We start from the raw sequence: 26126 nt of genomic DNA on the forward strand, positions 1-26126 counted from the left end.
CGTGTTGGCACATCAGCAGCGTCCCTCGCGCAGGGGGGCGCAGAACGCAGCGCGCCAGCGCGCACCGTGGAGCAGCGGGTGGGCTATCGTCGGCGGGAAGACGGCGTGGTGCATGGGCATATCAGCCGGGCCAGCAAGAGCCGGCCCGCTCCGTCGCCGTTCAATGATTATTGGGGCAGCACTTCAAAAGTGCCGGTAAAGCTGGCGCGCCGGGTGGCATTCGGAATCGACGCCTGATCGTCTTCCAGCTCGGCATTGAGCCAATACATGCCTGCTGCGGGCCAGGTAACACTGAAACGCCCCTGCTGATCAGTGGTGGTGGTCATTTCGTCCTGCTGGTTGCGATAGCGCATACCGCCGGCGATCACTTCCACTGTCAGCGCCGCCGCAGGCTTGCCATCAATCAACAACTGGAAAGTGGCCTCTTCACCAGCGAAAAGATCGTTCGGGTGGGTTACGGGCACCAGCTCCAACCCGTTGTTCCCCGGTTTGAAGACCGTCTCGGTGGGCGCGCCTGCGGTGACATAGGTTTCCAGCCGGCGTGCGGATTCGGTGATGCGCAGATCCGCCGCATCGGCCGGCACTGCGGCACGCCATTGGCTGGCGTCGCCGCGCCAGCGTTTGCGTTCGCCGTTTTCTTCCCAGGAAGCGATGACAAACTTGCCGGCAGAACTGATGCGATAAGTGCCGCGCTGGGTCAGGTTCAGGTCGAAATTGCTGCGATGTTTGCCGGTATGAATATTTTCCAGTGGCGCCTCACTGCCGTCCGGCGCTGTGGCGGTGATGCCCGCCGCCGACATGGCGTGGTAATCGGGGTGGAAGATATCGTTGGAAATCGCCGCGTCAAACGTCACCCAGGCATCATCGCTGGAGAGACTGGTGGCGGCCGGTAATATCCAGGCGCGGTGAGCTTCGGCGGCCAGTGGCAGGCTGAAAGCGGCAGCCAGCATCAGGGCAGGCGTCAGGCGGCGCGGCAAGCGTACTGAAATCATGACAGTGCTCCAGATTCAGGGGGTAATATCAAGGCGGACGGTGCCCAGCTCCTGGCTGCCGGCAGCGCTGTTGCTGAAGGCGCCATCAAGCGGCCAGCTGAATGGAATGCTCACTACTTCACGGCCACCCACTTCGCGGGCGGCTTCCACCTGCAAGGTGTAATCGCCGGGCGCCAGCTCGGCCAATGGCGCCTGGCCGGTGCGCAGGGTGAAGCTGTGTGCGCCCACCGGGCGCGTGGCGCCGGACACGCCATCCACCGGCATCTCCAGGCTGCGGCCGCTGCGGCGCCACCACTGGCGCATATCCTTGAGCCACTTTTCGCCCTCACGATCCTTGAGCTTGGTGTCGTACCACACGGCCAGCGTGGTAGTGCTGCCGCCTTGCTGCTCCAGCCAGAAGGCCACATAAGGGCGGTGATATTCGGCCACGTTCAGGCGTGGAATTTCCACGCTGATGGTCAGTTCTGCGGCGCTGGCCGGTAGTACCAGCGCCACGAGCAGGGCGGGTGCGATCAACGAGCGCATCAAGAGAACCTCACGAGTGAATAAACAAAATGATCAGCAGCAGCGGCGCCACCAGCCCCAGGCCGACCAACGGCCAGGTGGCGGGCCGCTGGCGACCGTGCAGGTGCAGCAGGAACAAACCGGTGATACAGAACACCAGGCAGGCCACCGCAAAAATATCCAGAAACCAGCGCCACGCCGTGCCGGTGTTGCGGCCCTTGTGCAGATCGTTGAGCCAGGCCACCCAGCCCCGGTCAGTGCGCTCGTAAAACAGTTCGCCGGTGGCGCGATCAATGCTCAGCCAGGCATCGCCGCCGGGGCGCGGCAGGCCAAGGTAGATTTCATCCGTGCTCCACTCGGCTTCATGCGCGCCGGTCGCAATGCCCAGCTGATCTGAAAGCCAGGCCCGCAAGCCGGTGGGCAGGGCGCCGGCCTGTTGCGAAGGCGGCGGCAGCAGTGCATCCGGCACCACGGCCTCGCGCTCGGTGATGGTCGGGCGCGCTTCAATGCGCGCCGCATGGTTGAGCGTGATGCCGGTAACGGCGAACAGCAACATGCCCACCAGGCACAGGGCAGAGCTGATCCAGTGCCACTGGTGCAGATGACGCAACCAGAAATTTCGATGGCCTGACACAGGGGAATGGGACACGGTGCGGTCGCTTCCTTGGTTGAGTCAGCGATGCTGACTACACGGCCATCAGAACTCCATATTCACCGACAACCAGAAAGTGCGGCCCGGGTGCACACCGCCATCCACGCTGCGGCCTGTCTGGAAGTATTCACTGGCCCAGGCAAGGTTGCTGGCGGTGTCCGTATAGGTAGTGTATTTGCGGAATTCCTTGTCCAGCAGGTTGAACACATTGGCGTTCAGCGTCACGCGCTCGGATACCTGATAAGCACCGCCAAGGTGGAACAGTGAGTAGGCTTTCAGATCACCCACCGCCTGGTAGATCAGCGCATTGTTGCCGGTCAGGTCCGCGGTGCGGCCGCTGAAACGCTTGGCCTCGCCACGGTATTCGCCGCGCAGCCACAGGTTCAGGCGTTCGCTGGCCGTCCAGCGCAATGTTGCGTTGCCGCGATGCTTGGGCGTGTTGCTGAGCTTGCCGTTGTCCTGGCCAGATTCGGTCACTTCGCTGTCGGTCCAGGTATAGCTCAGTTGCAGCGACCAGTCGTCGGCCAGTGGCAGCCGGCCACTCAGCTCGGCGCCCCAGGTTTTCGCTTCATCGATATTCACCGCGTAGGTGGCGGTGGGGTTGGCGGCGCAGCTGGAGATCGGGTTCACAGCACAATCCCCTTCGCCGCCGGTAATACGGTCTTCAATTTCGTTATGGAACAGCGTCACCGAACCGGCCAGTCCTTCGTAGTTGTCGAACAGCAATGCCAGTTCGGTGTTGGTGCTGGTTTCAGGTTCCAGATTCGGGTTGCCGATATTGATATTGGTACCTTGGCCACTGATGCCGCTGATACCGTCGATCAACTGATTCAGTCGTGGTGCGCGGAAGCCCTGGCTCACGCCACCTTTGACAGTCACCTGGTCAGTGGTATTCCACACCAGATACGCACGCGGGCTGAAGTGCCCGCCAAAAGCATCATGATCGTCATAACGGCCACCGAACGTTGCCGCCAGACTATCGGTGAAACGCCACTCGTCCTCGATAAAGACCGCCGCCAACGTTTGGTCGTGTTTCTCCGGCAGCAATCCATCTTCCAGCTCCGCTTTCCACCACTGGCCGCCCACGGTCACCGTATGTGCGTCACCAAGTGGCGCAACATATTTGGTATCGAATACGGTATTGGTGGTTTCCAGTTCGCGATCGTCGCCGATGATGATATTGGGGAAACCGGAGAAGGGCGTGCCGATATCGCCGAGTTCACCGGGAATGGTGCGCCCCAGAGTTTCGGTTGTGGCGTAGCTCACGCTGGATTCCAGTTGGCCAATACCCACACGACTGCTGTGGCCGACGGCAATCTGATCGCGGTTCAGGCGCATATAATCCTTGTAACCAGGCAGGTCATCTGTCGGCGCCACTGCGTCCGCATCCCGGCTGCCCAGCCGCCCGTCATCGTTGTTGTACCAGGTCAGACCACGTTCCAGATCCAGCCACAATTCGTGATCGCTGTCGGGGGTGTAGGTCAGCCGCGCGCCGATATTGTATTGGCGGCTCTCCGCTGGCGCAGGGTTGCGGCCCGAGGGCGTGGCGCCGGGCGCAACGATGTAGTCGGTCGCCTCTCGGTGATAGGTGCCGCCGCGCACCGCCAGGCCGAGCACGCCATCGATCAGCGGGCCGTTCACATAAATGTCGGTTTTTTGCTCGGTGCCCCAGTCGTTGTCTTGCGGCAGGCCGGCTTCCAGGCGCACCGCGCCGCCCCATTCCTGGGCCACCTTGCGGGTGATGATATTGACCACGCCGCCCATGGCGTCGGAGCCGTAAAGAGTGGACATCGGCCCCCGCACCACCTCGATCCGCTCAATGGCAGAGAGTGGTGGCATAAAGCTGGTCAGCGCCGCGCCAAAGCCGTTCGGCGTCACATCGCCGGCCACGTTCTGGCGGCGGCCGTCGATCAGGATCAGCGTATAGTCGCTGGGCATGCCACGGATGCTGATATCCAGACCGCCGGTCTTGCCGGTGCTGCCACGCACATCCACGCCTTCCACGTCGGCCAGCGCTTCGGCCAGGTCGCGATATTGTTTGGTCTGCAAATCGTCGCGGCTCACCACGCTGATGCTGGCCGGCGCATCCTTGATGTCCTGTTCATAGCCCGCCGCGGTGGATACCACACGAACAGTGTCCAATTGCACCGGGTCCTGTTGCGCAGCAGCGCCCAGCGAAGCGGTAGCCACGGCAAGAGACAGCAGGCAGCGAGTCAGACGGGGCCTGTAGGCGTGCATCAAGTGCTCCTCAAGAATTTCACAGGTAAGTGGTATTTGCGCGAATGTCGGCAAGCAATGAGTGCGAATATTATAGCAAACGATAACCGTTCTCAATCGTAGATGGTTATCATAAGTGATTGTTTTGCATAGGGAGCGGCTTTGCCAAAGTGTAAAGAGTGTAAGCGTCGCCCGATTTCGGGTGATTTGTGCGCTGGCAGCGGTCTGTTCGGGCGGAGCTACGGCTCCTTGTTCTGGTGTTCCGGCGGCGAGGCCAGCGTATGTGTTTCGGCGTCGTAGCGGCCCTTGAGTTCGTCCTTGAGCATTCCTTCCCAGAGCGGCACGCCGACAAAATAGCCGGCGCGGCCGATGGTGTGCGCCGCCACCGGCGCCGTCAGCATCACGAACAGCACAATAATGAGCACCCTGGCGGTGACCCCGGCCTCAAGAAAATGCAGGGCAACACCGATCATCACCAGGCCGATACCCATGGCGCCGGCCTTGGTGGTGGCATGCATGCGCATGAGCAGATCGGGCATTCGCAGCAGCCCGAGGCCGGCCAGGAACATCAGGAAAGTGCCGGCGATCATGAACAAGCCAGCGATCAGGTCAGTGATCATCGCGATGGGCTCCACGTTCCAGATAACGGGCGAAACCGACCGCCGCCAGAAAGGCGGTCAGCGCCAGCACCATGCCCACGTCCAGAAACGCGGGCTGGTCTGTGGTCAGCGCATAGATGCCGATGAACCCCACCGTGAGGGATGCCATCAACTCCAGCGCAACGACACGATCCGGCAACGTCGGGCCGAGCACCAGGCGGATAAAAGCCATGATCAACGCGAGGCTGAGTAGTGCATAACTGGCCCAGATGACGGTAGCAGGCATTTTAGCGTCCTCCTTGGTTCAACGTAGCAGGTCCAGTACCCGCTGCTCCAGGCGGCGGATGCTGTCGCGCACGTCTTGCTCATCATCCAGATACATGACGTGGAGGTAGAGCACCTTGCGGTCGCTGGAAACATCCAGGCCGAGTGTGCCTGGCGTCAGAGAGATCAGATTAGCGAGCACGGTAATTTCCACGTCGGTCTGAGCGATCAACGGTACGGCGATCACCGCCGGGCGCATGTGGTGGGTCGGTGTCAATACGTCGTAGGCGACACGGAGGTTCGAGGTGAACAGCTCACGCAGGAAAAATCCGGTAAACCACACCAGTTTTGGTAATTTGCCGACGTAGCGGGCGAACTGGGGTTGATCGCGCAGGGCGAAGCCGAGAATGGCATAGCCCAGCAGCAGGCCGATCAGCAGGTTGGCCAGATTGAAATCGCCAGTGATACCGACCCAGATCAGCGCCAGGATGATATTCCAGGTCAGGGCGTTCATAGGCGCTCTCCCAGTACGGCCTCAATGTAGCGCGACGGGTCTAGCAGTTGCTCGGCAGAGCGCTGCGCAAGTTCGAATACCGGTTGCGCGCCGAGGCCGATGCACAGTGTCATCAGTGCCAAGGCCGCGATAGTGGCGTAAAGCGCTCGCAGGTCGCCGCTGGCGGGCCGGGTGGCGTTATCCTCCGTGGGTGCCGCTTTCCAAAACACTTCGGCCCAGATCTTGGTCATCGAATAAAGTGTCAGCAGGCCGACAACGAGCGCAGTGGCCACCAGCCACCAGGCGTTCGCTTCGATGCCGGCACGGATGACGATAAACTTGGCAAAGAATCCTGATAGCGGCGGCATGCCCGCCAGCGAGAATGCCGAGACCAGAAACAGGATGCCCAGCCATGGCTTGTCGCGATAGAGCCCGCCAAGATGTTTCAGCTCATAACTGCCTCGCAAGCAATAGACCAGACCGCTGATGAGGAACAGGTTAGCCTTCACAATAATATGATGCACGATATAAAAGATGCCGCCCGTCAGCGCGAGCGGGGATAATGGCGCCAACGCCAGGCCCATGATCATGTAGCCGATCTGGCTGATAATGTGGAACGAAAGAATACGCCGGAATTCGAACTGAGCGGCCGCGCCGAGCACCCCGGTCAGCATGGTCAGGCCGGCCATCCAGACCAGCATCGCATGAGTGAGGCTGTCGCTGATATTGAATATCAGCGTGAAGACACGGAATAGCGCATACACTCCGACCTTTGTCAGCAAGCCGGCGAACAGTGCCGAGACGGCCACTTGCGGCGTGTGATAGGAGGCAGGTAACCAGAAGAAAAACGGGAATGCGGCCGCCTTGATGCCGAACGCCACGAAAAAGAGCATTGCCACGACGTTCACCAGCCCGGTGTCGTCGACGGTCGCGAGCTTGGCGGCGATATCGGCCATGTTCAACGTGCCTACCAGCCCATATAACAAGCCGATGGCGGACAGGAAGATCGCGGAGGACACCAGATTCAGCGTCACATACTTGATGGCACCTTCCATTTGCGCACGTTCGCCGCCCAGGATGAGCAACGCAAACGAGGCCACCAGCATCACCTCGAACCAGACATATAGATTGAAGATATCCCCGGTCAGGAACGCGCCGTTGACCCCAGCCAGCAACAGATGCAGTAGCGGGTAATAGCCGAAGCGTTCATGCCTTTCGCTGATCGTGCTCAACGAATAGATCGCGGTGGCGAAACCCGTTATTGCAGCGAGCAGCACCATGATGGCGGCGAGCAGATCGGCCACCAGCACGATGCCGAACGGGGCCGGCCAGCTGCCCATCTCCATGACCACAAAACCATCCTGCCAGACAGCATGCAGCAGCAGGATGGAAGCCAGTAGCAGCAGCCCGGTACCGATGACCGCCAGCGCCCGCTGGACTCTGCGCGAGCGCCACCCGGTGACGGACAGTGCGCCGCTGAACAGCGGGATCAGTATTGGCAGGGCGATTGCAAGCGTCAGCGGGAAGCTCAAGTATCCGTACCCTTCATCCGGTTTATGTCATCCGCGCGCACGACGTCATAGGCCCGGCGAATCAGCACCACGGCAAAGGCCAGTACGCCGAAACCGATTACAATGGCTGTCAGAATCAGCGCCTGCGCCAGCGGGTCGGCGACCGGGCCTTCTGGTTGTAGCGCCCCCTCCGGTACCAGAGGGGGCGCGCCGCGCATCATGCCGGCGGTGGTGAATAACAACAGGTTGGCGGCGTTGGAAAGCAGAACCAGACCGATCACCAGCTTCACGATCGAGCGGCGCAACATCATGTACGTCGCGGTGGCGTAGAGCACGCCGATGACAAACGCCATCAGGGTTTCCATCAGCTTTCCTCCGCCAGGTTGAGCACAATAGTGAGCACCGAGCCGACCACCACCATATAGACGCCGAGGTCGAAGAACAGCGGTGTGCCGAGTTTCAGTTCACCCAACAGTGGCAATGTGATTTCGAACCAGAGAGCGGTGAAAAATGCTTCACCGAGCAGTGTGGAGGGCACCGCAGAAAGCACACCGGTAGTCAGCCCCCAGCCGATCAGATCACGCGGTGTGAGCCGCAGCACCCGCCGTGCCGCATTGGTGCCCATTACAAAAAGATGCAGCGACACAGCGGCCGCAGCCACCAGCCCGCCGATGAAACCGCCGCCGGGTTCGTTGTGGCCGCGCAGCAGCAGGAAAAGAGAAAACAGCAACAACAGCGGCAGCAGGAAGCGCCCGGTAGTGCGCAGAATGAGCGATTGCTGATTCATTCCTGGCCTCCCGAGCGAAGCTTGAGCATGGCAAAGATGCCGATCGCGGCCAGCGACAGCACGGCAATCTCACCGAGTGTATCCAGGCCGCGGAAATCCACCAGGATGACATTGACAATATTTCGCCCAAAGCCATCAGACACAGCGTGCTCGACAAAATACTGCGAGATGCTCGGGAAGTAGCGCGTGGCGGTTACCGCGAGGATCAACACGGTAAAGGTGCCGCCGACGATCACAGCGGTCAGTGCGTCCAACAGACGCAGCGGGCGCGAGGACAGCTTCAGAAAGCCCGGCAGCCGAAACAGCACCAGCACCAGCAGAATAACTGTCAGGGTTTCCACCAGCACCTGAGTGATGGCCAGATCCGGGGCGCTGAACATCACGTAAGTCAGTGCAACAGTGAAGCCGAGTGCGCCCAGCGCGGCAACCGCGCCCAGGCGCTCATTGGTGAGCACCGCAGCAATACTGGAGGCAGCAAGAACGGCTGCGATCACATACTCGTAGAACGCGACACCGCTGAAATCCATGGCGATACGAATGCCAGACAGGTTCATGCTCAGCGCCGCCATGACCAGCACCACCATGGTGCCCAGCGTAGTCATCAGGTAGTAACGCAGATAACCGTTTTGCAGCACACGGGTCTGCCAGGCCGAAAAACGTACCAGCGCCTCCATGCCCATGGCGTACAGCCGTTCCGGGCCGAGCCGCCGGGCGAACCGCTCGCCAGCGTCAGTCATGCTGCGCCAGCGGCCCCAGTTGCAAAACAGAAGCGTACCCAGCAGCAGCGCTGCGATACTCATTACCAGGGCCGTGTTGACGCCGTGCCATAGCGCAAGCTCCGCCACGACAGCATGGCCGGCCGCTGCCGACGCGGCAGCGCTGAGTGCTTGCTCCGGTAATGCCGGCAACAGGCCGAAGCCGAGGCCCAGCAGCGCCAGCACCACCGGCCCGGCGAGCAGCGCAGGCCCGGGCGAGCGGAAAGCAGTGGGCAGCTCCGGCATGTCCCGGCGGATGAACCACGGCCAGATGCCGACCACCAGCGCGATGGTGATGCCTAACGTGGCGCTCAGAAAGGCAGCTACAGAGAACACCACAGCGAGCGCCGGCGCCCCCATGACGGATTCAAGCATCGTTTCCTTGGCGATAAAGCCGAACATCGGTGCCAGGCCGGCCAGCGACAACGCGGTACCAACGGCGGCAGCGGCGGTGATCGGCAGCTGCCGCGCGAGGCCGCCCGTTTGCAGAAAATCCTTCGCGCCGGTACTGAAATCAATGACGCCCGCGATCATGAACAGTGCCCCTTTGTAGAGCGCATGGGCCAGCAAAAACGCCATCGCTGCGATCAACGCCTGCTCGGTGCCGATACCGATCAGCATTGTCAGCGTGCCCAGTGCCATCACGGTGGAGTAGGCCAACATCTGCTTGATGCCGGTCGTCCGTGATGCGAGATAAACCCCCATCAGCATAGTGATGGCGCCGGTCAGGCCGAGCAGCCACAGCCAAGCGTCGTTGCCGCCCAGCGCCGGCTGCAGCCGGGCCAGCAGATAAACGCCTGCTTTCACCATGGTGGCCGAGTGCAGGTAGGCCGAAACGGGCGTAGGCGCCGCCATGGCGTTGGGCAGCCAGAAGTGAAACGGGTATTGAGCCGATTTGGTGAAAGCGCCGACAAGAATCAGTAACAACATGGGCAAGAACAGCGGGTGGGCTTGCAGCGCCTCGCGCTCGCTGAGCAACTGTGACAGCTCGAAACTCCCCCCGGCCAGCCCGAGGAGAATCAGGCCAGTCATCAGTGCCAGCCCGCCGCCAGCGGTGATGAAGAACCCCTGTAGTGCCGCCGCGCGCGTCTTCGCATCTTCGTGATTGAAGCCGATCAGCAGGTAGGAGGTGATGCTGGTCAGCTCCCAGAACACAAACAGGCCGATCAGGTTGTCGGAAAGCACAAGGCCCAACATCGACGCCATGAAGCACAGCAGCAGCGCGTACAGCCGGCCAAGTGCCGGATGATCGCCCAGGTAGCGGCCGGTATATATCAGAATGAAAGTACCGATACCGGTAATCAGCAGGGCAAACAGCAACGACAGGCCATCGAGCATGAAGCTCAGCCGGATATCCAGCCCGGCAACCCAGGGCTGGCTTTCAAGGAGCATCGCCCCGGCGCTGATGGCGGGTAGTTGCTGTGCAAAATAGAAAAACAGGCAAGCGGGGAAGAGCGCAAACAGTAAACCGCTGTGGCGGGGGGGGATATGGCGATGTACCAGCGGGGCCAGAGCGGCGACAAAGAAACCTGAGAGCACAGTTAGCAGCATAAGTCTCCGTTTTCCCGGCGCGCACCGAATGTCCGGCCTCGTGGCTCGCCGGGCATCGGGCCGCGCCGGCACGGGCCTGGCGGCACTGAAATGAGGGGCACAACAGCTCGATTCTAACGGTCGTTTGCAGCCGCCTGCAAACCGCGCCCTGATCGCTATCTATATATAAGTACAAGGAAAATCGGAGGTTTTAGCGGGAAGGAGTACGCGGCTGCTCCTCACAGTCGGCCGGCTTGCCGCAAGCTCACATACAACTGGTTGAGGCGCGTGGGCAAGGTGTCCGGCGTGCCATCGATCACCTGCACGCCCGCGTGGCGCAGGCGCCCGTACAAGGCTTGCCGCGCCTGCTGATAACCCGCATCGGTGGCGATCTGCAAGGCATGCTCCGCAACGTTGACCGGCGCCCGCGCCAGCGCCTGTTGTGCCGGCAATTGCATATCGCCGATCATCAGCCGGTAACGGCCCGCCAGCAGCCGCACGGCCAGCAGCAAGTCGTCTTCATCATCCGGTTGCAGGCGCGTGATGAGTACCACCAGCGCTTGCCGCCGCCAGCGCCGCATCAGCTCGCTGGCGGCAGTGCTGTAATCGCTGTTGGTATCTGCCGGCTGCAACGGATACACCTGCCCCAGCAGGCGGCTCAATGCCGTGCGGCTGGCCAGTGGCGGCACCCACAACGGCTGCTCGGCGGCGCACAGCAGCAGGCCCGGCCGGTCGCCCTGATCAAGCGCGGTCGAGGCCATCAGCAATGCCGCATCCAGAGCGTGATCGAACACACTGCGGGTGCCGATCAGCGGCGCCAGACGCCGGCTGCCATCCAGCAGCAGGATCAGATGGCGCTGCTGTTCATCACGATATTCACGGCTGATCAGGTTGCCGCGCCGGACGGTGGCGGGCCAGTCGATCTGCCGCAGGGTGTCGCCGGCCCGATAGTCGCGCAGCTGATGAAATTCCTGCCCATCGCCGCCGGTGCGACGCAAATGCCGGCCGGGGCGGTGCCGGGTTTGTGGCGCGGCAGCAAGCGGCTCGGTGCTCAGAAAAGAAAAATCGGGATACACCGGCACCTCAGTGCTGGCCGCGATCACATGCCGGCGCAGCCACAGGCCAGCCGGGCTGGGGCACCACAGATGGATATCGCCAAACTGCGCCACGCCACGGCGCGCTGGCCGATAAACATACTGCAACCGCGTTGTTTGCCCCGGTCGTGGGGTCGATGGCGGCATCAGCGCCAGCGGCATACCGGTCTGGTCATCATCGCCGGGATGCTGATCCAGCAGCAGCGTGCCGGGGCGCCAGTCGCTGCGATCCAGATTGATCTCGATAATACCCGGCCGGCCTGCCGCCAGTGCCGAGGGCAACGTCCGCGTTGCGGCGGGTGCCAGCTCACGCCGGCTGCGCCAGGCATCGCAGCCGGCCAGTATGGCCAGTAACAGCCCGGCCGCGAGCCACAGCGATGTCAGCGGCGCACGCAGGCTGGCATCGGCCAGTGGCGCCAGCGCCGCCAGCAGTGCCAGCCCGGCCCAGCCGGCGATCGCCAGCAACAGCCGCCGTGCCGGAATCATCATTGGCGCGGCGCCGGCACGGCATCCAGCAGGCGATCAAGCAGCGGCTCCATGCGCAAGCCCTCGATCTCCGCATCGGCACTCAGGCACAAGCGATGGCGCAGCACCGGCCGCGCCACCGCCTTGATGTCGTCCGGCGTCACAAAATCACGGCCATCGAGCAGCGCGTGGGCGCGGCCGGCGCGGGTCATGGCAATGCTGGCACGCGGGCTTGCGCCACGCGCCAGGCCCGGAAAATCCCGGCTCTGCCGTGCCAGCCGCACGGCGTAGTCCAGCACCGCATTATCCAGCGACAGCCGCCGTACCGCAGCCTGCATCGCCAGCACCCCGGCGGCATCGGTAATCTGCGCCAGGCTCGCCACCGCCAGGCTGTCGCCGATGGTGCCATCGAGCACCATGCGCACCAGCCGCTGCTCCTGCTCGGCGTCCGGGTAATCAATCAGCACCTTGAAAAGAAAGCGATCCAGCTCGGCCTCCGGCAGCGGGTAAGTGCCTTCCTGATCAATCGGATTCTGGGTCGCCAGCACCATGAACGGCTCGGCCAGCGCAAAGGCGCTGCCCTCGATGGTGATTTGCCGCTCCTGCATGACTTCCAGCAGCGCTGCCTGGGTTTTCGCCGGGGCGCGGTTGATTTCGTCGGCCAGCAACAGCTGCGTGAACGCTGGCCCCTTTCGCATGCGAAAACGCTCGCTTTTCGGGTCGTAGATTGCATGCCCGGTAATGTCCGTCGGCATCAGATCCGGCGTGAACTGAATCCGGGCGGAATCCAGCGCCAGGCACCGCGACAGCGCCCGCACCAGCAGCGTCTTGCCCAGGCCGGGCACGCCTTCGATCAGCACATGCCCGCCGGTGAGCAGCGCCAGCAGTATCTCGCGCACCACCTCCCGCTGGCCCACCAATACCTGATTCAGCGCCTGCTCCAGCCGCGAGGCCAGAGCGGCCGCATCGGCCAGCGGCATCGGCGCGGCAGCAGCCGGGGTAACGCGATCGTCTGAATGTTGCGTCACAGGGTTCTCCTGAGTTGTTGCAAGGTAGCCACCAGATCGGTGAATTCGGCCAGCGTCCGCGGGCGGGCACCCAGTGCCCGTTGCACCTGAGCCTCGGTGCACGCGCTCAGGCGCGCTGCCGTGGCAATCTCGCTGGCATGGCTGGCATCTTGCGCAGGGCGATGGCGTTGCATCAGTCGCCGCACCTCGGTGCGCAGCGGCGCCAGCAACGCATCCGCATTGCCCGTGCGCCACAGCAGCCGGCCGCTGGCCAGCAGATGATCCAGAAAATCACCCGGCTGGCCGGTGGCCTCATCACGCTGCACCTGCCGGCGCGGCAACTGCCGCCATACGAGCAGCACCAGCAGCAGCGCCAGAGAAAACGCCAGCGGGGCAGCATGGCGCCAGAGCCAGGCCGGCAGGCGCTCCATCTGCACCCCGCGCACAAACCACACCTGGCGATGCTCGCGGGTAAAATAATCGAGCAGCTCGGCGTGATCCAGATAATGCAATTGGTCGTTGCGCCAGGGGCCGAGATCGGCGGTGACCAGCAAGCGGCCGGCGCCGATCCTGAACTGCACCAGGTGCGGGCCTTGTCGGCTTTCGGAGTGGGCCGTCAGCGTGGCGCCCAGCGCCGAGAGCCGGCCGCGCAAGTAATGCAGCTGCCGCGTGGCGTCATCATGGCTGGCCCAAACGCCGCCCTTGTCTTCGGGTGTCGGCGCGGCCTTGGGCTCGCCGGGCAAATAGACCGTGCCGGCATTTTTTTCACGGTGCAGCATATTTTCGTGATCGGGCGTAGCCGCTTTTTCCGTGGCGTCGTCGTTGGGTATGGCCTGCTCGGCCAGTACCGTCATCACTGTCAGCACCACATCAGGCGCAAAGCCGACATAGCGCACGCCATCGTGGGTCTCCACCTCGGTGTCCTGCCAGCGCAGCGGGTTATCGCACAACAGGCGGCGGCATTCCTCCGTCATCGCCGGATCATCCGCCGCATGGCACAGGCGCTGAAACAGATTGCCCGCAGGCGATAACCAATCGCCGAAAAACGCCTCGAACCCAGCGTCGGGCTGAGCGTTTTCCGGTGCCCGCTGCGCTGTCAGCGAAAGCGGGAACAACAGCGGGTCGTGCCGTTGCCAGCGCGCATCGTCTGCGGCGTATTCCTGATCGAGATTCGCCATCGGCGCCGCCTGCACCAGCATCATGCCGCCCTCGGCCAGCCATTGGTAAAGCGCTTCAATTTGCGCAGTGCCCAGGCCGCTGCGGTGCTGATCCATAATGATCAGCGTGTCGTGGCCAGGCAGCGGAAACAGCCCCGGCGTGCCGAGCAGATAACGCACCTTGCGGCCGCGTGCCTCCAGCAGGGTGCCGGCTGCCAGCATCGGATTGCGCAACACCTCGCCCTCTGGCGGCACATGCACCACATGGCTGCGCCGCTCGAAACGGCTGGCGCAATAGATCGCCAGCGCAACCAGCGCCAGAACAAGCAGCAGGCGCCAGCGCATCAGGCCGGGCCCTCGCCGGGCAACTGCCCGCTGTGCTGCCAGTCTTTCAATAGCGCCAGAATGTGCTCGTCCGCCGCCGGCTGGCGGCCCCAGGCGGTGCGCACCCAGGCCGGCGTCAGCCGCGCCAGAAAGCCCGTCAGCGGGTCATCCGGCTGTGTCTGTTGTAGCTGGCGCAGCACGTCCCCCTCCGTGGCTCCGGCGCTGATGCGCAAGCCGTGGCGCTGGTGCAGCTCCGCCAGCGTGGCGCGATAGAGCAGGCTCAGGGCGCGGCGGCGATCGCCCTCATGCAGCGCTTCGCGAATGGCCGCCGCCACATCAACGGGCAAGCTTTCCGGCGCCAGCGACAGACCCTGAATAACAAGCGGCGCTCGCGGGCGCGTTGGCGCTGGCCGGGCCGGCACCGCCAGCCTGTGGCGCTGCGACCACAGCAGCCACAGCATCACAGCGATCAGCGCAGCCCAGGCCAGCACGCGCAGCAACTCACCCAGCCAGGGCAGCGTGCCCAGCGGTCGTGATGCCGGCTCGCGTTCGAACAGCTTGCGCAACAAGGTGTCGAAAAAGTTGCTGCTGTCGCCCGAGGGTGGCTGCTTCCAGCGCCAGGCTTGCTCCGTCTGCATGGGCATATAAGGCTCGCCGGCAAGAATCTCCACCGCCTGATCGCGCACCGAAGGCTCGGCGGCTTCCAGCGTGGGGGCCAGGCACAGCAGCGGCAGCAGCAGCGCCAGCGCCGGCGCGATATGCGCCGCACGGCGGCGGCCGATGTCGCCCAGCCCCGGCTCCAGATCCCAGCCTTCCAGCCAGGTGCGTTTGTTCAGATACAGCGCAAAACCGCAGCAGACATACAGCGGTTGCAGCAGCGTCATGGCCAGATACCAGGCCACCAGCATGGCCGCGCCAAACGCATTGGCCTGATCATCAAGCCAGTATTCCAGCGTCAGGCTGGCCTCCCACGGAAACAGCACCCAGGCCAGCACCACCAGGCTGGCGGCCAGGCCCTGTTCCAGATGCACCGTCAATAGCGTCAGCGCGCCGCCGTGAGAAGAGGGCGGCAGCGCCAGCACCTGCAACCGTTGCCGGGTTTGTTTGCGCGGGGCTTTTTCCAGCTGGAACACCGGCGTGTGATAACTGCGTGACGGGCTCAACCGGCGCCAGGTCAGTTGATCGAACAGATAAGAAAATCCATAACGGGGGAATTGCCGCAGCAGCGTCAGTGGTGCTGTGCGCTCGCCGAACAGCGCACGGGCGCAGTATTCCAGCAGCGGGCGCTCCCACAGCGGCTTGAGCCACCAGAACAGCAGCGGCGCCAGTGCGCTTTGCCAGCCCGGCCACAGCCACCACAACGCCAGCGCCGGCAGCAACGTGGTGAGCAACCACACCGTCGTCAGCGGCGCCCACCAGCGGCGATACATGCGCGTGCCCAGATCAATCGCCTGCCAGGCGCTGCGCGGCGCAATGCGCGCCTGATGCCGGGGTGCATCGCTCATCGCCTGGCTCCGTCACGGCCGGTGAGCAACAGATATGCCGCCAGCAGCGCCCAGCAGGCGGCGCCAACGCTGTATTTCACGGCCGCCGGCAGATCCCGCGGCGACCAGAACGCTTCGATAAATGCCGCCAGCAGCAACATCAGAAACACACCGTACACCACCGGCAGCGCCCGCACGGCGGCATGGCGCAGCGCATCCAGCCGACGATAGGGGCCGGGCGCCAGCACCGCCATGCCCAGTTGCAGGCCGGCACCGCCAGCGAGCACGATGGCCGTCAGCTCCGGGGCGCCATGGGCCACCACAAAGGTGAAGAACGGCTCGGTAGCGCCGACATTATTGATATGCGCCGCTGCCGCGCCAAAAAAACCACCGTTGAAAATCATCACCACCAGCGCACCGATACCGAACGCCAGCCCACCGGCAAAACTGCGAAAGGCAATGCTGATGTTGTTGTAAATGTAATAGCCGAACATCATCACATCGTCCTGGCTATCGCGGCCGCTACGGAACGACGCATCGCCGTACATGCTCTCCAGCGACAGCGTCATGGATTCGCCCAGCACGCTGTAGGCCATGTCCGGCTGCATCGCCACCAGCACCCAGGTGAACAGCATCGCCAGCCCGAACGCCGCCGTGCTGGCCAGATGCCAGCGCCACTGGGCGCGCACAGCGCGGGGAAAATCCGCAGTCAGCAAACGACGCAGCCGGGGCAGCAGCGCCGGGCGGTGCTGATAAAGCTGGCGGTGGCCGCGCAGCACCAGGCTATTGAGCTGTGCGACAAGCGCCAGGCTATAGCCGCGCTGCCGCGCCAGCGCCAGATGGTGGCAGAGCCGGCGATACGCCTCGGGAAAAGCGGCAATCGGCATCGGCGCAGGGGCCGGCGCGCCTTGCTCAAGATGCGTCACGGTGGCTTCCAGTTGCTGCCATAAAGCAGCGTGGCGCTGCTCGAATTGTTGCTGCCGCATGTTATCGCCCGCCCTGCACATGCAGCGCCATGCGCTGAAGTTGTTCTTCCGCCTGCGCCGGCGGCAGCTCAGGGAATGCGCGCTGCGCCAACTCGCCCCGGCGGCCCGGCGACAGGCCAGCGCTGCGCTCGAGAAACGTCAGCAGCAATTGTCGGTCGGCAAGGGTGGCGGGCCAGTCCGGCGCCAGCGGCGGGCGCGTGTGAGCGTCAGAGTGAGGTGCTATAGAGTGGGGAGCTGTATGAGAGCTGTGGCGAGTGTCAGTGCGAACGTCGGCGGCGGCGCCGGGCAGCGTGTTTGAAAAAGCACGATTGCTGCTTGCCGCATACACCACCAGCGTGCCCGCCGCGAGATCGCCCAGGCGGCGAAAGCGGCTGTCCAGCAGCATGGTGATAAAACCGGTGAGATACAGCAGCGGAAACAGATCCACCGTGCGCAGCAGATTGCGCACCAGGCTCGCCTGAATATCCACCGGCGTGCCGTCCTCGTGCACCACCGCCATGCCGAACGCTTTTTTGCCCGGTGTCTGGCCGTTGCGCATCACCTCGAACCAGACCGGGTAAAACCATTCCAGCACAAACACCAGAATCAGCAGCAGGCCCGTGCCGGCACCACCGATCATGCCGAATACGAAAGCCGCTGCCAGATAAATCACGGCACGTATAAGCAAGTCTGTGAAATAAGCCAGCGCACGCGGCAGCGGGCCGGCCAGATCCAGCACCAGAGGCACCCCTTCCGGGGTGGTAATGTGATGCTGATCGTCAATCATCCGGTCAGCGATCTCCTGGCTGGCGCCGTATCACCAGCATGGCACAGACAAACAGCGCGCAGGTGAACGCCACGCGAAAAATCGCCAGCACGCCCATCGGTGGCGGATAAAAAAGCTGCACCACATAACCGCAGAAATAAAACATCAGCAAAAAACACAGCCACGTCAGCTGGCGGGCGCCGCCGCTCATCGCCGCCGGCAAGAACAGCAGCAACGGGCCATATACCACCAGCGTCATGAATACCTTGGCAATGCCGGGTGTATCCGGTGGCGCCAGCCACCACAGGCCACCGATGCCGGAGATCAACAGCAGGGCATAGAACAATCGGGTGAGGATCAACGGCAAGGCAGGCACTCCATCAGGGGCGGGCCAGTTGCAGGGCCGTGCGCGCCAGGCGCTCGCCCAGCGCACGGGCCAGCGCGGTTTCGGTATCACTCAGCTCGGTGTTATTGTCGGTGCCGGCCATATGGCTGGCACCATAAGGCGAGCCGCCGGTGGTGGTCTGGATCAAGCCCGCTTCACTGTAAGGAATGCCGGTAATCAGCATGCCGTGGTGCAGCAGCGGCATCATCATCGTGAGCAGTGTGCTTTCCTGGCCGCCATGCAGGCTGCTGGTGGAGGTGAACACCGCCGCAGGCTTGCCGATCAGGCTGCCGCTCATCCATTCATCGCTGCTCTGATCGATAAAATATTTCAACGGCGCGGCCATATTGCCAAAGCGCGTGGGCGAGCCCAGCGCCAGTGCGCTGCAACCGGCCAGGTCGGCCATGGTGCAATAGGGCGCGCCGTCTTCCGGCACTGGTGGCGCGGCAGTTTCCGTGACTGGCGCAACCGGTGGCACCGTGCGCAACCGCGCCGGCATACCGCCTTTCTCGCACCCCATTGCAATCTGCCGCGCCAGGCGAGCAACACTGCCGGTGCGGCTGTAATAAAGCACCAGGACATAAGCGTCCATGTAGGTATCCTGTATCGGTAGGGCGCTGGTAAAGACGCTAGCCGTCGATCAGCGCCAGCACATTTTCAGGCGGGCGGCCAAGCACAGCGCGATCCCCCTTCACCACAATCGGCCGCTCGATCAACTTCGGATGGCTGGTCATGGCCTGGATCACCGCATCAGCGCTGCTGTCTGCCGACAGCCCCGCCTCACGGTACTCGGCCTCGCCGGTGCGCAGCAATTGGTGCGGGTGGGCCAGGCCGAGTTTGCTCACCAGCTTGCGCAGTGTCGCAGCGTCCGGTGGCGTTTGCAGATACAGTACAATTTCGGGCGCAATGCCGCGTTCTTCGAGCAGGGCCAGCGTTTGCCTCGATTTCGAACAGCGCGGATTGTGGTAGATCACATAGCTGGGCATGAGCGATGCTTTCTCCAGTGACATAATGGCGCTCATTCTAGCCGAAGTGCCGCGTTGCGGCACGCGGCCAGGTTCAAGCGCAGTAATCAGGCGCAGCGGATCGGGCACAGTGGATCTGCAAATCAAGGAGCACGGCCAGGGTGGCCGGCCGGTAACAAGGATGAGGAACCCCAACGGATGAACGGTATGGATTCGACAACGTGGCACATCATGCGGCAACACCTGGTGAACGCCGGTGGCACCGTGCGGGATTTTCTGGGCCTGCTGGGGCGCCAGTTTCGTGATGATGGTTGCCGGGAGAGCGCCGCCGCGCTCACCTACACCACATTGTTCGCCATCGTGCCGGTGCTCACCGTGACCTATTCCGTGCTGGCCATGGTGCCGGCACTGAAAGAACGCGGCAGCGTGTTTCAGGATTGGCTGCTGGAATATTTCGTGCCGTCAGCCGGCAATCAGGTGCAGGATTATCTGCACGAGTTTTCCCGCCAGACCACCAACCTCACGCTGATCGGCGGGCTGGTGCTGGTTATCACCGCCGTGCTGTTGTTGCGCACCATCGAACACACCATGAACCGCATCTGGAAAGTGGCTGCGCCGCGCAAGGGGCTGGTCAGCCTGCTGATGTACTGGGCCGTGCTGACACTCGGCCCGTTACTGCTCGGCGCCGGCCTTGGTGTCACTTCCTATCTCACCTCCGTCTCGCTGGTGAGCGACACCGTGGCTTACTTTGGCGGCATGCGCCTGTGGCTGGCGCTGCTGCCAGTGTTGTTCACCACCAGCCTGCTCACCTTGCTGTATGTGGTCGTGCCGAACTGCCATGTGCCGTTTCGTCAGGGGCTGGTCGGCGGCTTTGTGGCCGCCGTGGTGTTCGAAGTAGCCAAGAGCGGCTTCACACTGTTTATCCGCCATGCGCCCAATTACGAAGTCGTCTACGGCGCTTTTGCCGCCGTGCCGATCTTCCTGCTCTGGCTGTATATCTCCTGGGTGGTGGTATTGCTCGGCGCCGAACTGGTGCGCACACTCACCATCTTCGGCGAATACCGCCGCAACGTGCCGCGCCTGCAAGCCCTGCTGCGCGTGCTGGAAGTGCTCTGGCGCAAACAGCAACAAGGCCGCGTGCTGCGCCCGGCACAACTGCGCCGCACCCTGATCGCCGCCGGCGCCGCCCGCTGGGATGAATACCGCAACCTGCTGCTGGATCTGGAACTGGTGCGGCGCACGGAGGAAGGCGGCTATGTGCTCACCCGCGATCTGCGCACCCTGACCCTTTCGGAGCTGCTGGACATGACACCCTGGCCAGCAGAAAGCCAGTTGCGCGTTATGGCACCGCTGCGCCGGCCCTGGGAAACCGACTTGCAGGCGCGCTGCACCGAAGCACAGGAAAACATGCGCCGGCCATTGTCACTGTCGCTGGAAACCCTGTTCAACGCACCGGGTGACGCCGACCCAAGCGCCGATGCAAGCCGTGCGGCCGAAGCCCCCGTGGTGGTGCGTGCCGGGAATACAGCCAGTGAAGGCAGCGCAGCCCGCGAAAACAGTGCAGCCAGTGACAACAGCGCAGCCAGCGAAGAGAGCACCGAGAGCACGAACACCGCCGGCCGTGCGCGCAAGGTATCCGTATGAAAACACTGCAAGTGCGCGTTTATGGCCGTGTGCAAGGCGTACATTTTCGTGCCAGCACCCGCGAGCAGGCACAGGCACTGGGCCTGGCCGGCTGGGTGCGCAACCGCGACGACGGTAGTGTCGAAGCGCACCTGCGCGGCGGCGACACCGCCTTGCAACAGATGCTCACCTGGCTGCACCATGGCCCGCCCCAGGCACGGGTCGAGGCGGTCGAGGTAGAGCGCCTGGCCGATGCCGTGCCAGCCGATCCCGGATTCGAGGTGAAATGGTGAAGCAGGTTGAACTGGTGCGCGGCGACATGCGATTCCCCGCGCTGATGTGCGGCGATGGCGAGCCCGTTTTATTACTGCACGGGTTTCCCGATTGCCACCAGAACTGGGCACCGCAACTGCACGCACTTGCTGCCGCCGGCTACTGCGCCGTGGCGCCAGCCATGCGCGGTTATGCACCGAGTTGCCTGGCGCTCGATGGCGATTATTCCCTGCGTGCTGCAGCGGAAGACATTTGCGGCTTTGCTGCCCAGCTGGGCGGCGCCGTGCATCTGGTCGGCCATGACTGGGGCGCAGCCGTCGGCTACCTGGCCGCCGCCCGCTCCCCGGAGCTGTTTTCCTCGCTCACCGCGCTCGCCATACCGCCCATCAAACGCCTGCCCAAAGCAGTCCTGCGCGTGCCGGAGCAACTGCTGCTTTCCGCCTATATGGAGTTTTTCCAACTGCCGCTGGTGCCCGAGTGGACGCTGCGGCGCGATAATTTGTCAGGCATTGAATGGTTATGGCGGCGCTGGTCACCCGGTTGGGACGGCGGCGAAGCGCTGGCCAATGCCCGCCGCACACTGGCGCAGCCCGGCGTCCTCACCGCCGCTCTGAACTGGTATCGCCACCTGCCGCGCTTCTGGACACCCGCCCACAAGGAAGCACGGCGCTGGATGGCGCGCTCCATCGAAGTGCCCACTCTGGTAATGCTCGGCCGCAAAGACGGCTGCATGAGCCCCCGGCTGCTGGAACACACCGTCAACGAACGCGATTTCCTGGCCGGCGTGCAAGTGGAAACCGTTGCCGATGCCGGCCACTTCCTGCACCTGGAACGCCCCGAACGCATCAACAGCCTGCTGCTGTCACACCTGGCCGCCAGCCCGCCATTACGATGAGTCGGGGCGGCTTTCTCCCGCTTTATCCGTGACGCCTCGGCGGGTCTTGTACGGCTCGGATGTTCGAGCAGATCACCACCTTGGAAGAGCCTAAAAAGGGGCAGCTCCGGTCGCATCGCCCGCCGTACCCCGGCCTGACCGCCTCCTTGCAGTGCTGTCAGGCTGGCGGGCGATGGCCGAGACGCGCCCCAGCGCCGATTCCGCCAGCCGCTCCTGCGGCAAGGTGCCTACACCGCGCCCATCAGGCTATAATGCCGCCCCCGAATATTTCCACCCGGAGTAACCCATGACGGTGATTCGCCAGGACGACGTGATCCAGAGCGTCGCTGATGCCCTGCAATACATTTCCTATTACCACCCCGTGGATTTTATCCGTGCCGTGCATGAAGCCTATGAGCGCGAAGAAAACCCGGCGGCCAAGGATGCCATGGCACAGATACTGGTGAACTCCCGCATGTCCGCCACCGGACACCGGCCAATCTGCCAGGATACCGGCATCGTCACCGTATTCTGCAAAGTCGGTATGCAAGTGACCTTCGATGGCGATCTGAGCCTCACCGACATGATCAACGAAGGCGTGCGCCGCGCCTATAGCCACCCGGACAACGTGCTGCGCGCCTCCGTGCTGGCCGATCCGGACGGCAAGCGAGCCAACACCAAAGACAACACCCCGGCCGTCATCCACTACGACGTCGTGCCAGGCAACACACTGGACATTCAAGTGGCCGCCAAGGGCGGTGGCAGCGAAGCCAAATCCAAATTCGCCATGCTCAACCCGTCTGATTCCGTGGTGGACTGGGTGCTGGAGCAAGTGCCGAAAATGGGCGCCGGCTGGTGCCCGCCCGGCATGCTCGGCATCGGCATCGGCGGCACCGCCGAAAAAGCCATGCTGTTGGCAAAAGAATCCCTGATGGACCCGATCGACATCCACGAACTGCAAGCCCGCGGCCCGCAAAACCGCGCCGAAGAGCTGCGCCTGGAGCTGTTCGAAAAGGTCAACGCTTTGGGCATCGGCGCGCAGGGCCTCGGCGGCCTGACCACCGTGCTGGATGTGAAAGTGGTGGATTTCCCCACCCACGCCGCCAACAAACCTGTCGCCATCATTCCCAACTGCGCCGCCACCCGCCACGCTCACTTCGTGCTCGACGGCAGCGGCCCGGCCAACCTCGAAGCGCCGAACCTCGATGAGTGGCCCGAGATCGCCTGGGGCAACGACGGCAAATCCCGCCGCGTAAATCTCGATACCATCACCCCGGAAGAAGTGCAGAGCTGGAAATCCGGCGACACCCTGCTGCTCAGCGGAAAACTGCTCACCGGCCGTGATGCCGCGCACAAGCGCATGGTAGACATGCTCGCCAAAGGCGAAAAACTGCCGGTGGATTTCACCAACCGCTTCATCTACTACGTCGGCCCGGTTGATCCCATCGGCAACGAAGTGGTCGGCCCGGCTGGCCCCACCACCGCCACCCGCATGGACAAATTCACCCGCACCATGCTCGAACAGACCGGCCTCATCGGCATGGTCGGCAAAGCCGAGCGCGGCCAGATCGCCATCGACGCCATCCGCGACAACAAAGCCGTCTACCTGATGGCCGTCGGCGGCGCCGCCTACCTGGTCTCCAAAGCCATCCGTGCTTCACGAGTCGCCGCGTTCGAAGACCTGGGCATGGAAGCCATCTACGAATTTGAAGTGCAAGACATGCCCGTGACCGTAGCCGTGGACAGCGAAGGCACATCAGTGCACCGCACCGGCCCGAAAATCTGGCAGGCAAAAATCGGCAAGATTCCCGTGGTCGAAAACGCCTGAAGGCTCGAAAACGCCTCCCCGCCGCACGCTGCAGGGGAGGCGGGTAGCCCGCGCTCGGAGATCGAAGGCGTGCCTGTGACGCTAGCGGTGGACAGCGGAGCCACTTCAGTGCACCGTACCGATCCGAATATCGGGCAGGCAAATTCGGCAGGAGCCTCGTCCTCGAAAGCGCCTGAGCGCCTCAAGGCACCGTCTCGGGCAGAGTGCCGCCGGCGAGGGGGCCGTCAGCGATCAGCGCACCGCGTGGCCACGTTTCAATATTATGCAGGCTTATGCAGACACCAGCACGTAAAGCGATCAGATACATCGGGCTCGGGCTATTGCTGACCACGCTCGCCAGCTGCGCATCATTGCGAGACGCCTCCCCGCCCTGGGTGCCACATGTGGCACCCCCGGATCGCATCGCCGGCCTGACCTACGCGGATATCGATCGGCTCGGCGCCTTGCACGGCCCCTGCGCCTATCTGGCTGATCTGCACAACCAGCAACTCACCTTGCCCGAAGAGCGCTACCGCCAGCTTGTACTGCCCGGCTGCGAAGCACAGATCAGCAAAGCCGAAGAGCAAGAAGCTGCCCGCCTGCGCGCCGAAGAAGAACGCGCCATTGCCGAACTGATGGAACGTGAGTGGCAGCGAGTGGAAGAAGCCCGAGAGCAGGAGTGGCGCGAAGCCGAACGCCGCCGCCAGGAAGCCGAGCTGCTGCGCGCCCAGCTGGCCCGCGCAGAAGAGCTGGAGCAACAACGTCGCGAAGCATTACAACAGCGCATCAGCCAGGCCGCCATCCAGCAAGAGCTCGCCAGCGTGCCCGACATGCCCATCGCGCATAACCTCGGCCAGCCACTGAAAACCACCCTGAAAACCTTTCTCGCCTGCATCGAGCTTGCTTATCCCAACCAGGGCTACCAAATCACTCGATCCGGCCGCAACCTCACCATCATCGCCAACGAAGCACGCCTGCCACGCGGTGATCTGGCCATCGAAACACGCTTTATCGAAAATCCCGCCTATTGGCGCATGACCTACCTGCGCGTTGCCGACATCGAAGCCCGCACCGACGCAGACCGCTTCGTCCTGTCGCAAAACATGACCGCCGAAAGCTGCCCCCAGGAAGGCGGCCTGTTCTGATCCGCCGCCGCTCGCTTGCCAGCGCCCGCCCTGCGCGACACCAGCCCCTGCCGCCAGGCCCGGCAGCACGCGGTGGCCACCCCGCCAGCGCAATTGCCGAAGCTGCTCGCTACAATCTCATGCGTTGAACCTTCACCTTCACGGCCAGCAACTCGCCTGTTCCGTGCCCCTCGTTACCGTTTGGGAGCGCCCCGACAAGTGCAGGAAACTGACAAAAAAATTCGCCGGCAAATGCGCTTCATGCTTGGGGCAAATTGACATCAACCGCAAAAAAGTTCCCTCAAAACCGCCCCCCGATAAAAAAATTTCCTTCAAGTCGCATAGCAACAGTTTGCATATATGCAACAGCTCCCGCGGCTATTTGTTTGGCTGTCAAGATTTGTAACGCCTTACCTGAAAATGGCGCTGCTGGAGCCGCCCGTCATTTGAAATCGTAATGATGTCAATGGTGGTCAGATTGCCGCCCGACAGCTCCCTCGAAACAGCCTGATATAAAGCCGGCGCCGATACCTTCGGCATCCCGCCATCGGACAACTCATTGGCAGGCTTCATTATTATGGCTAACTCTCATCAAGCCTTTCCGATAAACGGCAAACCAGATGCCTCTCACCAAAATAACGAAATATGTTTATTTTTTTAGTCTGGCATCAATTGGCTATCACCGATAACTTTTTTACTGATCGCATTATAAAATCACCCGCCGCTATCAAGGCAAAATGCACAAAACAAAACCATCAGAGTGAGTTTAAGCAAATAGTAGATTTCCTGAAATTGCATTTTTACCGGTGGTTATTCCCTCTAAGCTAAAGGACTCTCGAATGGAGAACGAGGGGAACCATGAACCAGACCAACCGTATTCTCATTGCTGCCACAGCGCACCATATCGTGAGAAAGACACAGGGCGGGATGCAGGTTTTCCGAGACGGTCAGGATTACCGGCACTGTATTCACCATATCCGCGAGCTGAGGGAAACCAACAGCGTTGCGGTGCATGCCTGGTGCTTGCTACCAGACAGGATTCATCTGCTCGCCACCGCAGAGCGGCAAGCGGCCGACATATCCGATTTCATGAAATCACTGTCGTGCCGCGTCACCATGCGCTACAAGCGGCGGCACATGGGAGCCGGATCGCCCTGGGAGCCACGCTTTCGCTCCAGCCCGGTGCAACCGGGGCAGTGGCTGCTGGCGTGCATGAATTACATCGAACGGCTGCCGGTACTGCACGGCTTCGTGAAAACCGCGTTTCATTACCATCACAGCAGTTACCGCATGAGGCTCGGCAAAACTCATATCTACTGGCTCGACGACGCCGAGGATTACAAACGCCTCGGCCACGACGCAGAGGCCCGGGCAGAAGTGTACCGCGATTATTTCAACGCCGGCCTGTGTGCGAGCGACAGAGAAAATATCGAGCGCGCCGTCAACACCGGCCAAGTCACCGGCTGCGCCTATTTCGAGCGCGAGCTCCGCGGCAAATAGCGGCAGCGT

At 62.7% G+C, this 26126-nt stretch carries 27 protein-coding genes; 6 read left to right on the forward strand and 21 right to left on the reverse strand.

Annotated elements, in window-relative coordinates; translation table 11 throughout:
- Positions 1–167: 167 nt before the first annotated feature.
- The 20 genes from MU846_RS11290 to arsC form a co-directional block, all read right to left on the reverse strand.
- Positions 168–992, reverse strand: a complete 825-nt coding sequence (locus tag MU846_RS11290) for a DUF4198 domain-containing protein (RefSeq protein WP_246952783.1) — start codon at positions 990–992, stop codon at positions 168–170.
- 15 nt (positions 993–1007) lie between these two features.
- Positions 1008–1517: a DUF2271 domain-containing protein gene (locus tag MU846_RS11295; protein WP_246952786.1), complete on the reverse strand. Its 510-nt coding sequence runs from the start codon at positions 1515–1517 to the stop codon at positions 1008–1010.
- A gap of 10 nt (positions 1518–1527) precedes the next feature.
- Positions 1528–2145 (reverse strand): PepSY-associated TM helix domain-containing protein, encoded by a 618-nt coding sequence (locus MU846_RS11300; RefSeq protein WP_246952787.1) that lies wholly within the window; start codon positions 2143–2145, stop codon positions 1528–1530.
- A 48-nt stretch (positions 2146–2193) separates the two neighbouring features.
- On the reverse strand, positions 2194–4386 hold the full coding sequence (locus tag MU846_RS11305) for a TonB-dependent receptor domain-containing protein (RefSeq protein WP_246952789.1): 2193 nt from the start codon (positions 4384–4386) through the stop codon (positions 2194–2196).
- A 218-nt stretch (positions 4387–4604) separates the two neighbouring features.
- Positions 4605–4982 (reverse strand): monovalent cation/H(+) antiporter subunit G, encoded by a 378-nt coding sequence (gene mnhG / locus MU846_RS11310; protein ID WP_371738916.1) that lies wholly within the window; start codon positions 4980–4982, stop codon positions 4605–4607.
- Positions 4975–5250 (reverse strand): cation:proton antiporter, encoded by a 276-nt coding sequence (locus MU846_RS11315; RefSeq protein ID WP_246952794.1) that lies wholly within the window; start codon positions 5248–5250, stop codon positions 4975–4977. Before MU846_RS11315 ends, mnhG begins: the two co-directional genes overlap by 8 nt.
- Positions 5251–5268: 18 nt before the next feature.
- The gene (locus tag MU846_RS11320) at positions 5269–5742 is read right to left on the reverse strand and encodes a Na+/H+ antiporter subunit E (RefSeq protein WP_246952796.1); all 474 of its coding nucleotides are present in this window, start codon (positions 5740–5742) and stop codon (positions 5269–5271) included.
- Positions 5739–7241 (reverse strand): Na+/H+ antiporter subunit D, encoded by a 1503-nt coding sequence (locus MU846_RS11325; protein ID WP_246952880.1) that lies wholly within the window; start codon positions 7239–7241, stop codon positions 5739–5741. The genes MU846_RS11320 and MU846_RS11325 overlap by 4 nt, the downstream gene beginning before the upstream one ends.
- 8 nt (positions 7242–7249) lie before the next feature.
- A complete protein-coding gene (locus MU846_RS11330) occupies positions 7250–7597 on the reverse strand; it encodes a Na+/H+ antiporter subunit C (RefSeq protein ID WP_246952798.1) in 348 nt (115 codons plus the stop codon).
- Entirely contained in the window at positions 7597–8019 is a 423-nt protein-coding gene (locus MU846_RS11335) for a Na+/H+ antiporter subunit B (RefSeq protein ID WP_246952800.1), read from the reverse strand. The genes MU846_RS11330 and MU846_RS11335 overlap by 1 nt, the downstream gene beginning before the upstream one ends.
- Complete coding sequence (locus tag MU846_RS11340; RefSeq protein WP_246952802.1) at positions 8016–10325, reverse strand: putative monovalent cation/H+ antiporter subunit A; 2310 nt, start codon at positions 10323–10325, stop codon at positions 8016–8018. Before MU846_RS11340 ends, MU846_RS11335 begins: the two co-directional genes overlap by 4 nt.
- A 218-nt stretch (positions 10326–10543) precedes the next feature.
- Positions 10544–11887 (reverse strand): DUF58 domain-containing protein, encoded by a 1344-nt coding sequence (locus MU846_RS11345; RefSeq protein WP_246952804.1) that lies wholly within the window; start codon positions 11885–11887, stop codon positions 10544–10546.
- Positions 11884–12843, reverse strand: coding sequence for an AAA family ATPase (locus MU846_RS11350; protein ID WP_246952883.1), 960 nt, complete (start codon positions 12841–12843; stop codon positions 11884–11886). Before MU846_RS11350 ends, MU846_RS11345 begins: the two co-directional genes overlap by 4 nt.
- A gap of 44 nt (positions 12844–12887) precedes the next feature.
- Positions 12888–14372 carry a DUF4350 domain-containing protein gene (locus MU846_RS11355; protein WP_246952806.1) on the reverse strand — a complete coding sequence of 495 codons (1485 nt, stop codon included), beginning with the start codon at positions 14370–14372 and terminating at the stop codon, positions 12888–12890.
- A complete protein-coding gene (locus tag MU846_RS11360; protein WP_246952808.1) occupies positions 14372–15856 on the reverse strand; it encodes a DUF4129 domain-containing protein in 1485 nt (494 codons plus the stop codon). Before MU846_RS11360 ends, MU846_RS11355 begins: the two co-directional genes overlap by 1 nt.
- A complete protein-coding gene (locus MU846_RS11365; protein WP_246952810.1) occupies positions 15853–16821 on the reverse strand; it encodes a stage II sporulation protein M in 969 nt (322 codons plus the stop codon). Before MU846_RS11365 ends, MU846_RS11360 begins: the two co-directional genes overlap by 4 nt.
- Before the next feature lies 1 nt (position 16822).
- Entirely contained in the window at positions 16823–17587 is a 765-nt protein-coding gene (locus MU846_RS11370) for an RDD family protein (RefSeq protein ID WP_246952812.1), read from the reverse strand.
- A 4-nt stretch (positions 17588–17591) separates the two neighbouring features.
- A complete protein-coding gene (locus tag MU846_RS11375) occupies positions 17592–17933 on the reverse strand; it encodes a DUF2069 domain-containing protein (RefSeq protein ID WP_246952814.1) in 342 nt (113 codons plus the stop codon).
- 13 nt (positions 17934–17946) lie between these two features.
- Entirely contained in the window at positions 17947–18543 is a 597-nt protein-coding gene (gene wrbA / locus MU846_RS11380) for an NAD(P)H:quinone oxidoreductase (RefSeq protein WP_246952816.1), read from the reverse strand.
- 37 nt (positions 18544–18580) lie between these two features.
- Positions 18581–18937 (reverse strand): arsenate reductase (glutaredoxin), encoded by a 357-nt coding sequence (gene arsC / locus MU846_RS11385; RefSeq protein ID WP_246952885.1) that lies wholly within the window; start codon positions 18935–18937, stop codon positions 18581–18583.
- 186 nt (positions 18938–19123) lie between these two features.
- Between arsC and MU846_RS11390 the strand changes: the two genes are divergently transcribed.
- The 5 genes from MU846_RS11390 to MU846_RS11410 all read left to right on the forward strand — a co-directional run bounded on the left by MU846_RS11390 (position 19124) and on the right by MU846_RS11410 (position 24638).
- The gene (locus MU846_RS11390; RefSeq protein ID WP_246952818.1) at positions 19124–20560 is read left to right on the forward strand and encodes a YihY family inner membrane protein; all 1437 of its coding nucleotides are present in this window, start codon (positions 19124–19126) and stop codon (positions 20558–20560) included.
- A complete protein-coding gene (locus MU846_RS11395) occupies positions 20557–20832 on the forward strand; it encodes an acylphosphatase (protein ID WP_246952820.1) in 276 nt (91 codons plus the stop codon). Before MU846_RS11390 ends, MU846_RS11395 begins: the two co-directional genes overlap by 4 nt.
- Entirely contained in the window at positions 20826–21707 is an 882-nt protein-coding gene (locus MU846_RS11400) for an alpha/beta fold hydrolase (protein ID WP_246952822.1), read from the forward strand. The genes MU846_RS11395 and MU846_RS11400 overlap by 7 nt, the downstream gene beginning before the upstream one ends.
- A 286-nt stretch (positions 21708–21993) precedes the next feature.
- The gene (locus MU846_RS11405; RefSeq protein WP_246952824.1) at positions 21994–23514 is read left to right on the forward strand and encodes a fumarate hydratase; all 1521 of its coding nucleotides are present in this window, start codon (positions 21994–21996) and stop codon (positions 23512–23514) included.
- 272 nt (positions 23515–23786) lie between these two features.
- Entirely contained in the window at positions 23787–24638 is an 852-nt protein-coding gene (locus MU846_RS11410) for a hypothetical protein (RefSeq protein WP_246952826.1), read from the forward strand.
- A 372-nt stretch (positions 24639–25010) separates the two neighbouring features.
- On the opposite strand, the gene MU846_RS11415 is transcribed toward MU846_RS11410, so the two are convergent.
- A complete protein-coding gene (locus tag MU846_RS11415; RefSeq protein WP_246952829.1) occupies positions 25011–25190 on the reverse strand; it encodes a hypothetical protein in 180 nt (59 codons plus the stop codon).
- 285 nt (positions 25191–25475) lie between these two features.
- Here MU846_RS11415 and MU846_RS11420 point away from each other — a divergent pair, with 285 nt between their 5' ends.
- A complete protein-coding gene (locus MU846_RS11420) occupies positions 25476–26117 on the forward strand; it encodes a transposase (protein WP_246952831.1) in 642 nt (213 codons plus the stop codon).
- Positions 26118–26126: the final 9 nt, after the last annotated feature.

This window comes from Alcanivorax quisquiliarum, assembly GCF_023051175.1.
Taxonomy (GTDB): Bacteria; Pseudomonadota; Gammaproteobacteria; order Pseudomonadales; family Alcanivoracaceae; genus Isoalcanivorax; species Isoalcanivorax quisquiliarum.